The organism is Pseudomonas sp. Pseusp18 (assembly GCF_059506005.1).
In genome coordinates this window covers 3340627-3355070 of the sequence record NZ_CP169240.1, presented here as the reverse complement: position 1 = coordinate 3355070, position 14444 = coordinate 3340627, and the positions used below count along the sequence as shown (strand labels likewise).

Here is a 14444-nt window from a genome sequence, read left to right as displayed (position 1 = left end):
GGAAAAGACCTGAATTCAAAAACAGAAAAGTCCGGCAGTCATTGCACTGCAATAGTACCTATTGCAGTGCAATGACTGCCGGACTTACGTCCGGGAAAGGCTCCGCCGGGCGGCGGCGAACTTCTCATCGAGAGAGCGTTTGCTCAAACCTGGAGTACCTTCATAGTGCGCAGTTATTGAATCAACGATAGCGGCTTGGCTATCGAACACGGAGTTGGGTTTTCCAGCTGGTGAGGATCCGAGGAGGGTTTCGAGTAAGGCACCGATCACATGCTGATATCCAGTTTCGCTGCGCTCGCTGAGCTTACCTTGTGCTTTAACGAGTGCACGTAAGCCTTCCCGTTCCAAACCGATAGCCTTGAGCTCCTCAAGGAGCTCACGAAGGGCGGCGTCACTCGCTTTGAGCTGTACCTCCAGCGCCTCCCGGTCAGCTCGCAATGTCAGGTAAGTACCAAAACTGATTTGTTCGTTCTCAGCGGGCAGTTTTCCAAATAGAAACGCCGGACGCTGATCGGGATAATGATGAAGCATCCACCATTTGAGGTCAGTATGCCTGACCGTGAGCAGCCTACAATCGATGGGGGTTCCTGGAGCTACAGTCACGCCAAAAAGGCCAAACGGGAGCTCATGGTTACGAACAGCATCGAATATCCTTTCGATGTTGGCAGGGAGACACGGCCATTGGGGGAATGTTTTGGAAAGCGAGGTAGAACAATCCCATGCGGCATCAAGAATCTGAGCCTCGTAAACCATAAGGTCACACCAGCGAATGGCGGCATCAATTGGGCGGTAAAACAATTTCTCCAACTGATTATAGCTTTGGGATGTGTACATATTAGCGGCCTCATGCCTGAGGGAGCAGATCCGCTAGGTACGTGTTAGAGGCTTGTACAGGCCTTAGCTTCCTTGCGGTGGCTGTCTCTTCATTAAACTGGTCTAGTGGAAAGCTGCACCCTGGCGGATCGGCATGCCGATCGCCAGTAATGACCCGCAGGCTATGCAGATTGCTGCTGGACTGGTCAGCGACGCGGGTTGCGATCCGGTCGAGACGGGTAATTTGGCCTCGGCCATGGCCTTTCAGCAGGGTGGGCCGGGTTGGCGAGCACAGCTTACTGCTCGCCAATTGCGTCGTCGTCTGAGCCTGCCTGACGCATAGCCCATCACCATTTTGCCGAGTGCCTCGGCGTGTGCTGATGGGCGACCAGGTGATCAGGTGATCGGGACTGCCACGTGACCTAGCGAAAAAGCTCGCAGGTTTCGCTGCGCGCTTCATTTCCTGATTAGTAAGCCTAGGTAAGTGTCCTTCGATGGCCGACGCAGGGTTCTGGATATCCTCGGTAGGCGTTTTAACTTACGCCGTCTACGACAAACCCTCGATAGACTGCACCCTTGAGCCTGTGTCCAACGATGGACTGATACGCGTCGCCGTGATACCAGGCCGTGGCCTCTTCGAATGTCGGGAACGAGAAAAGTACAACGCCTTCTGGTAAGTCCCCTTCAAACGCCTCAATCCGTTGATAGGCTGAAAGCATCTTGAACTGCAGGCCAGCAAGAGCAATGGTCGCTTTTTGTGCATAGATATCAAGCTCGTGCTGATCGACCGTTTTTTCTCGGATGAAGATTACATAAGCAGTCATGATCGGTCCCCCTAGTAATCGTTGACTGGGTGGTCATCACATCAGTGGCTGATAACGACCTTACCGAAGACGTCGCGTGTCATGAGTTTTTCGTACGCCAGCTTGGCGTCCCCAAACTCAAAACGACTGTCGATTACAGGGCTGATTCCATGCGCGGCGATGCCTGCGATCAAATCTTCCAGATCTTGTCGACTGCCCAGAGCGATGGGTTGGTATCGCGCCTGGCTCATGAACATGGACATGAAGTCTACGGTGCCTTCCAAGCCCGCGAGTACACCAACCATCGAAACCTGGCCACCCACCGCAATGGCTTTGACCGATTCCTGGAAAGTGCCCGAGCCACCCACCTCAACGATGCGATTGACGCCATTGCCGTTGGTAAGCGCCCGGACCTGTTGCGACCATGCGGGATGGGTTTTGTAGTTGATGATGTCGGCTACGCCCAACAGCTTGAGCTGTTCGGACTTTTCATCGCTGGATGTCGTGGCAATGACGCGCGCGCCCAGCGCTCTCGCAAACTGGATGGCGAACAACGAGACGCCTCCCGTTCCCTGTGTCAGTACCGTGTCGCCTGCGCTTACTCCTTTGACCGCAGACCACGCAGTGACCGCAGCACAAGGTAGGGTAGCGGCCTCTTCAAAGCTCAGACTGTCAGGAATGTGTGCCAGAGCGTTTTCTGACGTGACGCGGTAATCTGCCAGCCAGCCGTCGACATCATATGAGTACTGGGAATACTTTCCGGTGAACGGCCCGTCGATCCATTCAGGGAAGAATGAGTTCACGACTCGATCCCCAGTGACGAAGCGAGTCACTCCCTCGCCAACGGCGACCACCTCACCTGCACCATCGGAAAGAGGGATGGTGCCCGACGGTACGGGCGCTGTGTAGTGTCCTTGCAGAATGAGGATGTCTCGGAAATTCAACGAGGAGGCGCGTACGCGGACGACGACTTCGCCTGAGGCCGGAGTCGGAATCGCTATGGCACCGTTGACAAGGCCATCGAGCCCGCCAAATTTTTCGAGGTGATAGGCGCGGTTTTGTTTGGTTTCAGCATTCATGAAGCAATCCTTTCTAGGGGGTTGATACATTATTTTCCCCTTGAATGCCGTGGTTGATAATCCACTGCCACCTACTCATACTGTTTAGATGAACTACACAATCGGACGCGGTGAGTTAGATGGGGTTCTCGTGTTCTTGGCGGTCGCCGAAGAACGCGGCTTCCGGGCGGCTGCGCGCCGCCTTGGCATTACGCCATCAGCTGTTAGTCAGGCGATACGCGCATTCGAGCAGCGAGTGGGAGTGCCACTGCTGGCACGAACTACCAGAAGCGTCGGACTGACTGAGGCTGGCGAAAGACTGCTGCTTCAAGTGCGGCCTGCTGCTCAGCAGGTACTTCTGGGAATTGAGTCCGCGCGTAACTTCGGTGAGTCTGTAACCGGGCTGCTTCGAATCAGTGTTCCCAGGGCAAGTGTTCCTATGCTGACAGAACGCTTCGTGCCTGGGTTCCTTAGCGCGAACCCGGGAATACAGCTTGAATTTGTCGGTGATGATCACCTGGTGGACATCATTGATGAAGGTTGCGATGCCGGAGTACGACCGCGTTCATATGTACACGCTGATATGGTTGCGGTACCTCTGACCGCTGAGGAACCCAGCATTGTTGTCGGCTCACCGTCCCTGATTGCGCGCTATGCGCGGCCTCTGCTGCCTGATGATCTCTTAAGCCTGCCGTGCGTCACCTATCGGCAGGCGGGTATTGTGCTGGACAGCTGGACATTCAGTGTCTCGGGCGAAAGGCACGTAGTGCGCGTTCGTGGTCCGTTGATACTGGATGATGTGGCCGCTTGTATTCACGCCGCGGAGCGAGGGGTCGGATTGTTCATGCTTCCGCGATCTCTCGTTGCGCGCAATATCCACGCTGGGACACTTGAAGTCTTACTCGAAAGCTTCTCGGTGACCTTTCCCGGATTGGCGCTTTATTATCCCAGTCGGCGAAATGTGCTGCCCAAACTTCGCGCATTCATCGACTATGTTTTAGTCGGCAGACCTTGATAAGGGCATTGCGGTTGCTCGGTATGCGAGCCAGGAAGTGAAATGCACCTCGCATTGCAGGGCTCCTCCTTTTGTAGTGTGCAAGAGTGAGCGAGGCGCTGAGCGCCATAGGTGATCCCTGAGATGAAGCTTCCGAAATGGTGGTAAGGGGTTGCCCGGTGTTTTATACACGATGGACCTAAAGCGGAAAATACACTGCGACCTTGTGCGGAGGTTCCTGCTGACTGTCGCGTACCTGACAATATTCTGGGTTGCAATCACGTAGCATGGGCGAAGATAAACATCAGCGCCGATCACTAAGTGCCTAGCTTTCAAATTCGGGTGATTGTTGCGCTCCTACGCATGACCCGGCGAAAACGAATTTGCGGTTCTCTCGAAGCATTGTTCGAAGGTATTTAAAAGTGCGCAAGATGGGCCCGGCCAGGCTTACACATCTAATGATGGGGAACGTCCAGGTGAACATCGAATCGTGGATGGAGTTGAGGTGTATCGGTTGCCCCCTCATGCTCCCGATGTTTTAGCAAAGCACGTTTTGTATCTGCACGGGGGAGAATGCATATGCCATCTGTGAAACCCGCCTTGATTCCGTTGTCTCCGTAATGACCGCGCACGCTGACGGTCACGTCCAATTTCCGAAGGTATCCCCACCGAAACCGCAAGACATGGCGCTCAAATCGAAGGTCGCTTTATAGCCGCTCGAGTCGAAGACTAGCCCGCCAACGGTGCGCCAGACGCAATAGCGAGTTGGATGAAGTGAAGGTGCGCTTCCATGGGCTGCCCAAGAAAACGACACAGTTGGTGAAAGTCTTTGCCCGGTCGAATCTGTGCATGACGCGCCGACATTTTCTGCCGAAGGCGGGAGGTGCCTCTGTAATGCAGATCCAGAGTCCGCCTTCATCCCCATGATTAGGGGGGCGTGTAACGCCCTGAATCGCCCCGGGTTTTCTAGACACTGCCCAAGCTCGCTGTGTAGCGCTTTTCAAACTCTACCGGTGACAGCTAATTGTGGAAACTATGACGAATTTTTCATGTACGCAGCAGGAGCGATTTGGCTCGGCATAACGCCGAGCCTATAGAAAAGGCCTAAGCGATTTTCACATTCATCGTGATTCTGGCAGTGAAAACTTTCACGCCACCCTCGTCGAAGATATCAACCGGAACGAACTTGTCGCCGCCGGTTTTCCAGTCAATACCGCTGCCATCAGCTACAGCTCGAATGCTCGATTTTGCTTTCGCGAGATATTCAACAGTCATGCCTTTCGGAATCCATTTGGCGCCTGAAGGAATAGATGCGTCAGTCATCATTCCGCCCGCGAGCTCGGCTGCGTTGCACAGGGCTATCGCGTGCACAGATGCCAGATGGTTGGTGATTTCCTTGCGAAACGGCACGTTAACGACTGCATGGCCTGGGCTGAGCTCTGAAATCTCAGGGGCGATCGTGCTGAAGTAAGGTGCCATTTGGCAGGCCATATTGCTGAACGCAGCGGGGCCTACGCTATTGAACATGCTTAGAGCTTGACTCATGAGATACCCTCTTGGCTGATAACAGAATAATATTCTGTAACGGAACAATATTCTGTATGTCTGGAAGCTGTCAAGCCAAGCTTTCTTTACGGTGCATTCACCCTATAGACTCCGCTTCATTTGGCGTTTCCCCTCATGCATTCAACTGATCTGATCGAGCGTATCTATCCGGGAAGGCGTAGCGAGCTCAAGCGCACTATCCTGCGCCGAGCACTTGCCTGCTTTAACGAGGTAGGCATCGAAGCCACAAACATCGAAACCATTCGGGCTCAATGCGAAACGAGCGTAGGCGCTATCTATCATCACTTCGGCAGTAAAGAGGGACTGGTGGCCGCTCTTTTTTTCGCTGCGCTAGAAGATCAGGCAGCGCTCCGAGATAGCTATTTGCAGAAAGCACAGACGGCTCAAGCGGGTGTAGCGGCTCTGATCTATAGCTATGCTGAATGGGTCGATGAACAACCGGATTGGGCTCGCTTTGTTTTCCAAAGTCGCTACGCCGTCTCAAATGGGCCTTTCAACGGTGAATTGCTTGAACGCAATAAACAACGCAACAGACAGTTGTTGGACTGGATGAGTGTCGAGGGCCGCAAGGAGCAGTTCAGTCATCTTCCTGCAGAGCTCTTACCGTCACTCATCATCGGAGCGACTGAAAGCTATTCGCGTGCCTGGCTTTCCGGGAGGGTCAAAAAAAGCCCGAAGCAGTATCAGGACTTTCTCGCGAAGGCTGCTTGGAATTCGATTACGCAAATAGACTAGATAGCTAACTGACCTTGGAGTAAGCGTCGGAGGTTCTGAATCAGCTGGCTTTCAAGGCGCAGGAGGCACGTCGCACATCACCTCGGCTGCAGTGAATCGCGCAGGTTTAAACCACCCCATCACCTTTGCGGGTGCTGTTAGCTTTTCGGCCACGTGGATTTGGTTTCACGGGGACGCTTTTCCCGTACTCGCGCCACCAGGTGGCGAGTGCCACCATCGTCGGCCCGAGTGCACGCGCCTTGGCTGTCATCTCATATTCGACGCGTGGTGGTACTTCCGCGAAGACTGTTCGCGAGATCAGGCCATCGTTTTCAAGCTCTCGGAGTTGCGCCGTCAGCATGTGTTGTGTGATGCCGCTAATCGCCTTGCGCAGTTCTCCGAAACGATAGATTCGCTGGTTCAACAACCACATGATTTCCAGTTTCCACTTGCCTGAAAGCAGCGCAAATGCGCGGCGCATTTCCTCGTGCATGTTGATCTGAGCGTCATCATTAGTCTGGTTTTCCATACTAAGCACCACTTTTTCATCCTACTTGTGGGCTTTCATGTTAGGCGACATCTTTGACCTAAGTCGACGCAAAAATTGCCTGCTTAGGAAAACCTCATGATCGAAAATTACGTTTACTGGATCAGCACGGCGCTACTGTCGCTGCTCTATTTCGCTTCTGCCTCTATGTACATAGCCAAAGGTGACTATGTTCGAAATGCACAGGCGGAGTTGGGTTATTCAGCCTCCCACCTGGTGCCTTTCATGATCGTGGTCAAGGTACTGGGTCCTGCCGCGATTCTGTGGCGCTTTAACGTGGCGCTCAGTGATCTTGCCTATGCCGGCATGTTTTATCACCTGCTGCTCTCCGCCCTAGCACACCTGGGTGTTCGCAAGCCCAAAGGTTCTTTCCCGGCAGTCGTAGCACTCATCCTCTTGGTCGCCTCCTTCATGACACAAAACGCCGTTCGCGAGTTTCCGTCGCCTTACGCACCGGCGGCGATCATCCAAACGACTCTTGAATAATGGGGAATGCCATGACTCGACTCAGTGGAAAAGTGGCCATTGTCACCGGCGCCGGTCGTGGGATCGGCCGAGCCACCGCCAAGCTTATTGCGATGCAGGGCGCGAAAGTCGCGGTCGTTTCGCGTACGGCTGTAAATGTCGATCAGGTCGTTTCTGATATTCAGTCCACAGGCGGCGCCGCGCTCGGAATCGTTTGCGATATCGCTGATCCTGATCAGATTAACGCCACTGTCGACAAGGTGATGGAGACCTATGGACGGATCGACATTCTGGTGAACAATGCTTTCGATCCTTCGGTGGTTTTTTCATCGATGATCGAGCTGTCCGCCGAGCAGTTGCAGCGGAATTTTGAAATGGGCCCGATTGCTTATCTGCGAACGATGCAGGCGTGTTATCCACATCTCAAAGCTAGCGGTGAGGGCAGGTGATCAACTTTGCTTCCTTGGCCGGTGTCATTGGCATGCGGGGTTATGCGCCTTACAACATGGCCAAGGAGGCGGTACGGGCCTTGACTCGCTCGGCTGCCAGGGAGTGGGGCGCTGACAAGATCACGGTCAACAATGTCATACCGGTCGCTGATACTTGGGGGACAGTGGTTGATGTGCCTGCGCCCACTAACGTACTTGGCCGTTATGGATCACCGGAAGAAGATATTGCGCCGGTGGTACTGTTCCTTGCCAGCAAGGATGGGCAGTTCTTGACGGGATACAGCCTCACGCCTGACGGCGGTCAAATCATCGACAGCGCACGCTGATTTTACCATCCAGCCTGTGAACGATTGCTCCACCGGAACCACAAGAAGCGCCTGAGGTAATTTGCCGCCCGGAACGGGTCTATGAATGCGGTCGTCGAGGCGAGATTGTAATGAGGGCAAACGATAATGAGCAGTGTGAAAGGACTGTCGAAATTGGTTGGCATAGTGGGCTCTTGTTCTGCTGCTCGATGTCTTACATCACGCTTTACAAGAAATGTCGGCGTTGCGCATCTGGATCCAACGGTTTGCCGGTACGTAATGCAATGACTGTCGGCGCAGGCTAGTTGACGATCTGTCGAATCAGATCAGGTGTGGAATTTACCGCGTATTTGCGAAGCAGGCTGCCGCGATGGATGTCTACGGTTCTGGGACTGATGCCCAGGCTTTTCGCAGCTTCCTTGCTGGTCAGTCCGTCTACCAGCAGCGCAGCCACTTCGCGTTCTCGAGAGGTGAGGATCACTTTCTCCTTCAGGTCCTCTTGTTTCCGGGTATCCACTTCAGTGAATACCCAAGCAGCCAGTTCATACGGATTACTTTCGTTGAAGCCGTAACCCCGAACGGTCACCCAGAAATGCGTGCCGTCCAGACGGCGCATTAAACGGTCATCATGAAAGTCGGCATGTCGCGAAAGCAGGGGGCCGAAATGTTCCGCCGCGGTTTCGAAGTCTTTCTGTTTGGGGTACAGCATCGCGAACGAGGCCCCAATGATTTGTACATCACTGGCGCGAAACATTGTCCGCGCCAAGGCATTGCAGTTCAGGATCACCCGATTGCGGGCAATGATCACAGCGACCGGCAAATGATGAAGAAGATATTCGGGATTCAGACAATCTTCTTCACGCATAACGACAGCTTCTCTCGCAAATTGATGAATGCAATAACGCAGATTACCTAGGTGATCAGGAAGTCTGGTCGCCCCGGGGCAGTCTGCATATGATGGCACCAAGTTTATCACCACAAGCGCTCGCCTTGCCGGTCGACAATGGCTGACTGCAGTAGCGCAACAAGTACCACCACAACAAGAATTCTGCACCTAGTTTGTTCCCAATTATTGGCTGCCCATCTTATTTAATTAGAATAATCCAGGAGAGCACCCCAATGAGCGAAACAGGCCATGTTTCACCGGCCACACTGCGTAAGGTCATCGTGGCAGCCGCAGTGGGTAACTTTGTAGAGTGGTTCGATTTCGCGGTTTACGGATTTCTCGCCACCACCATCGCCAAACAATTCTTTTCCAGTGCGGACCCCAGCGCCGCCTTGCTCCAAACCTTCGCCATCTTCGCGGTTGCCTTCGCCTTGCGGCCACTGGGTGGCATCGTATTCGGCACGCTCGGTGATCGCTTGGGACGCAAACGCGTATTGTCGGTCACGGTGCTGATGATGGCTGGTGCCACCACGGTGATCGGTCTGCTGCCGACCTACGCGAGCATAGGGCTGATGGCGCCCGTACTGCTGACGCTTACCCGCTGTGTCCAAGGATTTTCCGCTGGTGGCGAGTACGCCGGTGCCTGCGCCTATCTGATGGAACATGCGCCGAATCACAAGCGTGCCTGGTATGGCAGTTTCATTCCCGTCTCGACTTTCTCGGCCTTCGCGGGTGCAGCAATCATGGCTTACCTGCTGGAAGCCAGCCTGTCGGCCGAAGCAATGGGCGCATGGGGCTGGCGGGTGCCGTTTCTGGTGGCTGCACCGCTCGGGTTAGTGGGCCTCTACCTGCGTTGGAAGATGGAGGAAACCCCGGCTTTCCGGCACTCCATGGCCGAAGATAAAACCCATGCCCATTCACCGCTTCGCGAAACTTTGCAGCAGCAGAGGGGCTCTATCCTGCGGCTTGGCGCCTTCATTTCGTTGACTGCACTGTCCTTCTATATGTTCACCACGTACTTCGCCACCTACCTGCAGGTGGTTGGGCATCTTAGCCGTGAGCAGTCACTGATGGTCTCGACGGTGGCGTTGCTGTTCGCGGCCGGTGTCTGCCCGGCGGCAGGGGCTTTCTCGGATCGATTCGGCCGGCGCAGGACAGTCGCCACGACTTGTTCGTGGGTGATCCTGACGGTTTTTCCGGCCTACTGGCTGGCTAGCGCCGGTCAAGTACCAGCGGCAATATTCGGGGTCTTGTTGCTCGCGGTGGGCGCTGTGCTGTCGGGCGTGGTTACGGCCGCGCTGCTCTCCGAAGTTTTCCCCACCCGCACCCGTTACACCGCATCGGCGATCACCTACAACATTGCCTACACGTTGTTTGGTGGTACCGCGCCGCTGGTTGCAACATGGCTGATTAACCAGACTGGCAGCAGCCTGGCGCCAGCCTTCTACCTGGTGGTGATCGCCTTGCTGGCACTGGCGGGAGGTCTGGGCTTGTCAGAGACCTCGCGAATTTCTCTGCACGATGGGCCAGGCGTGGAACCGGCGCGTGGTTTAAAAGATATTCGCCATCCGGGTTGATGCTTGAGCGACGATGCGCGGGACTGGCTCACGCATCTATTGAAAAGGGAGACGCGGCATGAATGCGCGCGAAGTACATGACGACAGTATCGTGATCGATGGTCTGGTCATCGCCAAATGGAACCGTGAGCTGTTTGAGGACATGCGCAAAGGCGGCTTGACTACCGCTAATTGTACGGTTTCGGTGTGGGAAGGCTTCCAAAAGACGATGGATACCATTGCCGCCAGCCAGAAACTGATCCGCGAGAACAGTGATCTGGTGATGCAGGTGCGTACCACCGCGGATATACGCAAGGCCAAGGAGCTCGGCAAGACCGGTATTCTTCTTGGCTTTCAGAACGCCCACGCGTTCGAGGACCAGATCGCCTATGTGGAGATCTTCAAGCAGTTGGGCGTGGGGATCGTACAGTTGTGCTACAACACTCAGAATCTGGTGGGGACGGGTAGCTACGAGCGTGATGGCGGGCTGTCGGGTTTCGGCCGGGAGATCGTTGCTGAGATGAACCGCGTTGGCATCATGTGCGATTTGTCCCACGTCGGTTCGCGTACCAGTGAGGAGGTCATCCTGGCTTCGAGCAAACCAGTGACCTATTCGCACTGCTTGCCCATGGGACTCAAGGAGCATCCGCGCAACAAGACCGACGCGGAATTGAAGTTCATCGCCGACCACGGCGGCTTCGTTGGCGTGACCATGTTTACCCCGTTCTTGGCCAAGGGCGTGGACGCGACCATTGATGATTTCGCTGAGGCCATCGAATACATCATGAACATCGTCGGTGAAGATGCCATTGGTATTGGCACTGATTTCACTCAAGGGCATGGCCAGGACTTCTTTGAGTATCTGACCCACGACAAGGGCTACGCACGGCGTCTGACACGCTTTGGCAAGATCATCAATCCGCTGGGCATCCGTACCGTCGGCGAGTTTCCTAACCTCACCGAGACCCTGCTCAGACGCGGTCATCCCGAGCGGGTGGTGCGCAAGATCATGGGGGCAAACTGGGTGCGGGTGTTCGAGGAGGTGTGGGGTGAATGATTCCGGCCGGGGAGTGCCATCCACAGTGGTCGAGTCAACAAGCGAAGCAGGACGGGCGAGGGGAACGCGTATCGGCATCATGCTTTGCCTGCTGTCGATGTTCATCTTCGCGGCCCAGGACGGGATCACCAAGATTCTGGTCAAGGACTTGCCGGTGGCGCAACTGGTGATGGTGCGCTATTGGGTGTTTCTCGTGTTCGCGGTGTGTTTTGTGAGGATGAAGGGTGGGATGGCCAATGCTCGGAAAACCGCCCATCCCTGGATGCAGATGGCTCGCTCGCTGTTGGGGGTGTTCGAAATTTTCGTGTTCGGCATGGCGCTGCGCTATTTGGGGTTGGCCGAAACCCATGCGATCTACGCCATCTTTCCTCTGCTGACCATGGCCATGGCTGCCCTGGCGCTGCGTGAGCAGCTCAGCCTGCGCAAGTGCATGGCGGCGGTGATTGGTTTTGTCGGCACACTAATCATTATCAAACCCGGCATGGGCGTGTTCAGCCCCGCGTCGTTGATTCCCCTGGTGGCAGCCCTGATGTTCGCCTGCTTCAACGTACTCACGCGCAAGATCAGTAGCACCGACAGCTTCGGCACCAATATGTTGTACATGGGTTTTTGGGGTGCGGTCGCTGCGACTGCGATCGGACTGCCGCAATGGGTGACGCCCACGTCGCTTGAGCTGGTGTTGATGCTGGTGTTGTCATTGACCGGCGTAATGGCGCAGTTGTTGTTGCTGCAGGCCTTGAAATACACGGCGGCGGTAACCCTGCAGCCGTTCAACTATTCCCTGTTGGTGTTCGCTTCGGTGCTGGGCGTGGTGTGGTTCGGCGAGGCGCTGGAGACCACCCTGGTGGTGGGTGCGCTGCTGGTGGTGTTGGGGGGGCTGTATTCGTTGAGACGCTAAATCAGCCGAGGCCGACGTGTTTTCACGCCGGCCTTGAGTCCAGGTGTCACGCCCAGATGTCGCCGATTGACCAAACGCCTGGACGCGCCATAAAGCGCCGCCAGGCTGATGATTTAGAAGGACGCCAGTGGTTCGCCAAAGATGCCCTCTTCAGGTACGACACCCAGGCCAACTCCTTGTGGGCGATTGATGTGACCACCTTCTACGCGTATTCCATTTTTCTGGTCGTAGTGACCGCCGATCATCGGGGCTGCGATCCAGACGCCCTCCAGCAGTTCAGGCGCGACGGTTGCGCCGATGTGGGTGCAGGCGGCCGCAATGAGATCTCCACCCCAAGCGTCATCACACGTATGGGGTAAATTCCGTGCTGCACAGATGTCACGGAACGCGCGCATTGGATGCAAGCCCCCCAGCGCGGTGACCTTCATTCCGAAACCGTCGACCAGACCGGTTCCCGCCACAGTGACTGCAGTATTAATGCTGGTGCAGCTCTCGTCCATGTACATCGCATGGCTAATTTGCGAACGGATTTTCTGGAAGTCTTCGACGGTGTTACAAGGTTGCTCGAGGATAAAAGGGACGTTTGCGCATTCGCGGCAAAGTCGTAAGGCGTCGCGTGTATTCAGGCCTCGATTGGCATCTACGGCGAGCTTGATACGCGAAGTGCCTACTGCTTCCCAGACCTTTTGAACGGCCGCGATATCTTCCTCGATTGGCCTGCCACCTACCTTTATCTGCAGGCGGGGATAACCCTGGTCGCGCTTATCGATTGCAAGGCGGGCTGACTCGTCGGGATCGCTGATCCCGACAACAGAATAGGAGGGGAGACGATCTGCCAGGGCACCGCCCAGAAGATCTGCAACGCTAAGTCCCAGATGCTTTCCTAAAAGGTCATGCAAGGCGATGTCGATCGCTGCTTTGGCGTAATTATGACCTTTGAGTAATCCATCCATGCGTCGGTGCAAAGGGACAGGAAGCACCTCAGTGCCGATGAGTCCCTTGGCCATTTCAGTCAGAGCCGCCGCAGCACCTCTCGAATGTGACTCGGAGAAAGTTGGGCCGACAGGGCATGTTTCTCCCCACCCAAACAATCCGTTATCCGCTACGAGTTTGACCAGCGTGGTCGTCAATGAATAGACGATCTGGTTGGCCATGGTATACGGCCCATCAAGGACAGGTAGCTCATGGGTGTAAATATGAATGCTGGCAATTTTCATTGATTTACCTCTGGAATGATTAAGACCAACTTGCCCATGTGCGCCTTGCTCAAGAAATCTTCCTGTGCCTGATGAATTTCATTTAGCGGATACGTTTTAGCTACAACAGGACGTATTTCTCCCGACTCTACATAGGAAATGAGATTGGTAAAAACCTCGTCGTCTTGAAAAGTGCAGCCATAAAGAGTGAGATCTTTCAGGTAAAGCGTTCGAAGATCAATTTCTGCCATTGGGCCGGCAATTGCGCCAGCAATGGCATATCGGCCTCCTAGACGCAGAACACGTAAGAGATCCGGCCAGTCCTCACCCCCGACCACGTCTACAACTACATCCACAGAATTTTCTCCAAGCACCGAGAGCAGATCGGCCTTGCGATCAATAACGCGGTCGGCGCCTAAAGCCTTTACCTCTGATGCTTTGGCGGCAGAGCATTGCGCAATAACCACGGCGCCACGTCGCTTGGCGAGCTGAACGGCGGCAGATCCTACACCTCCCGAAGCGCCCGTTATCAAGACGACTTCGGTACCTAGCTTCAGTCGGTGCAACATGTTTTCTGCAGTGGAATAGGCGCAAGGTAGCGATGCGAGTTCCGCATCAGTCCAATCGCACTCCACCTTGATCGTCTCTTTAGAGGGTGCAACGGCAAACTGGGCAAACCCGCCGTCACATTCGCTGCCGAATGTCCAACACTCATACGGCCTATAGTCAACATAGGTACGGAGCAGATTGCTGACGATCACGCGCTCGCCAATGCGTGAAGCCGCAACGCCTTGCCCAACAGCAACAACGTACCCACAGCAGTCGGCACCTTGAATTCGCGGGAACTTCAGCGCAGTACCCGACCAGGAAGAATCATCGCTGTTTACACTGTCGAACCCTGTCGCGCCACCGGATGCCGTATCGCTGCTGATCGATTTAGAGTACCAGCCGATCCTGGTGTTGATATCCGTATTGTTAACAGCGGAGGCGCGTACCTGAATCAGTACTTCTCCGGCACCGGGTTGTGGGACGGGTACATCCGTCCGGTATTCCAGTTGCTCCAACCCGCCGAGTCCGTTGAGTAACACTGCATGCATTTTTGTCGGTAATGGGTATGACATATATCCCTCTGGTGTG

14 protein-coding genes and 1 pseudogene are annotated in these 14444 nt (G+C 55.0%); 7 read left to right on the top strand and 8 right to left on the bottom strand.

From position 1 onward, the window contains the following. Positions 1–84: 84 nt before the first annotated feature. From ACEN9A_RS15055 to ACEN9A_RS15045, 3 genes are all read right to left on the bottom strand, one after another. Positions 85–834: a hypothetical protein gene (locus tag ACEN9A_RS15055; RefSeq protein ID WP_413386468.1), complete on the bottom strand. Its 750-nt coding sequence runs from the start codon at positions 832–834 to the stop codon at positions 85–87. Between the two features lie 512 nt (positions 835–1346). After that, a complete protein-coding gene (locus tag ACEN9A_RS15050) occupies positions 1347–1637 on the bottom strand; it encodes a DUF1330 domain-containing protein (protein ID WP_111455233.1) in 291 nt (96 codons plus the stop codon). 41 nt (positions 1638–1678) lie between these two features. Then, positions 1679–2695, bottom strand: coding sequence for a zinc-dependent alcohol dehydrogenase family protein (locus ACEN9A_RS15045; protein ID WP_256597256.1), 1017 nt, complete (start codon positions 2693–2695; stop codon positions 1679–1681). An 88-nt stretch (positions 2696–2783) separates the two neighbouring features. Here ACEN9A_RS15045 and ACEN9A_RS15040 point away from each other — a divergent pair, with 88 nt between their 5' ends. After that, on the top strand, positions 2784–3689 hold the full coding sequence (locus ACEN9A_RS15040) for a LysR family transcriptional regulator (protein ID WP_413386465.1): 906 nt from the start codon (positions 2784–2786) through the stop codon (positions 3687–3689). Positions 3690–4772: 1083 nt separating this feature from the next. On the opposite strand, the gene ACEN9A_RS15035 is transcribed toward ACEN9A_RS15040, so the two are convergent. Next, a complete protein-coding gene (locus ACEN9A_RS15035) occupies positions 4773–5213 on the bottom strand; it encodes a hotdog fold domain-containing protein (RefSeq protein WP_057005557.1) in 441 nt (146 codons plus the stop codon). A gap of 135 nt (positions 5214–5348) precedes the next feature. Here ACEN9A_RS15035 and ACEN9A_RS15030 point away from each other — a divergent pair, with 135 nt between their 5' ends. Then, complete coding sequence (locus ACEN9A_RS15030; protein WP_111455230.1) at positions 5349–5969, top strand: TetR/AcrR family transcriptional regulator; 621 nt, start codon at positions 5349–5351, stop codon at positions 5967–5969. A 106-nt stretch (positions 5970–6075) separates the two neighbouring features. On the opposite strand, the gene ACEN9A_RS15025 is transcribed toward ACEN9A_RS15030, so the two are convergent. Beyond that, entirely contained in the window at positions 6076–6477 is a 402-nt protein-coding gene (locus ACEN9A_RS15025) for a winged helix-turn-helix transcriptional regulator (RefSeq protein ID WP_413386462.1), read from the bottom strand. A 96-nt stretch (positions 6478–6573) separates the two neighbouring features. Here ACEN9A_RS15025 and ACEN9A_RS15020 point away from each other — a divergent pair, with 96 nt between their 5' ends. Both ACEN9A_RS15020 and ACEN9A_RS15015 read left to right on the top strand, forming a co-directional pair. Next, positions 6574–6981, top strand: a complete 408-nt coding sequence (locus tag ACEN9A_RS15020) for a DoxX family protein (protein WP_413386460.1) — start codon at positions 6574–6576, stop codon at positions 6979–6981. After that, a pseudogene (locus tag ACEN9A_RS15015) lies at positions 6981–7735 on the top strand (SDR family NAD(P)-dependent oxidoreductase). The gene ACEN9A_RS15020 and the pseudogene ACEN9A_RS15015 overlap by 1 nt, the downstream one beginning before the upstream one ends. 280 nt (positions 7736–8015) lie before the next feature. Here the strand turns inward: ACEN9A_RS15015 and ACEN9A_RS15010 are convergent. Further along, a complete protein-coding gene (locus ACEN9A_RS15010) occupies positions 8016–8579 on the bottom strand; it encodes a LuxR C-terminal-related transcriptional regulator (protein WP_111455224.1) in 564 nt (187 codons plus the stop codon). Positions 8580–8833: 254 nt separating this feature from the next. Between ACEN9A_RS15010 and ACEN9A_RS15005 the strand changes: the two genes are divergently transcribed. The 3 genes from ACEN9A_RS15005 to ACEN9A_RS14995 are packed head-to-tail and all read left to right on the top strand — an operon-like array spanning position 8834 to position 12111. Next, the gene (locus ACEN9A_RS15005) at positions 8834–10177 is read left to right on the top strand and encodes an MFS transporter (RefSeq protein ID WP_413386458.1); all 1344 of its coding nucleotides are present in this window, start codon (positions 8834–8836) and stop codon (positions 10175–10177) included. Between the two features lie 58 nt (positions 10178–10235). Next, positions 10236–11213, top strand: coding sequence for a dipeptidase (locus tag ACEN9A_RS15000; protein ID WP_413386456.1), 978 nt, complete (start codon positions 10236–10238; stop codon positions 11211–11213). Positions 11214–11238: 25 nt separating this feature from the next. Then, a complete protein-coding gene (locus tag ACEN9A_RS14995; RefSeq protein WP_413386454.1) occupies positions 11239–12111 on the top strand; it encodes a DMT family transporter in 873 nt (290 codons plus the stop codon). Positions 12112–12224: 113 nt separating this feature from the next. Here ACEN9A_RS14995 and ACEN9A_RS14990 read toward each other — a convergent pair whose 3' ends face one another. Both ACEN9A_RS14990 and ACEN9A_RS14985 read right to left on the bottom strand, forming a co-directional pair. After that, positions 12225–13328, bottom strand: a complete 1104-nt coding sequence (locus ACEN9A_RS14990; protein WP_413386452.1) for a mandelate racemase/muconate lactonizing enzyme family protein — start codon at positions 13326–13328, stop codon at positions 12225–12227. Further along, a complete protein-coding gene (locus tag ACEN9A_RS14985; RefSeq protein WP_413386450.1) occupies positions 13325–14428 on the bottom strand; it encodes an alcohol dehydrogenase family protein in 1104 nt (367 codons plus the stop codon). Before ACEN9A_RS14985 ends, ACEN9A_RS14990 begins: the two co-directional genes overlap by 4 nt. Positions 14429–14444: the final 16 nt, after the last annotated feature.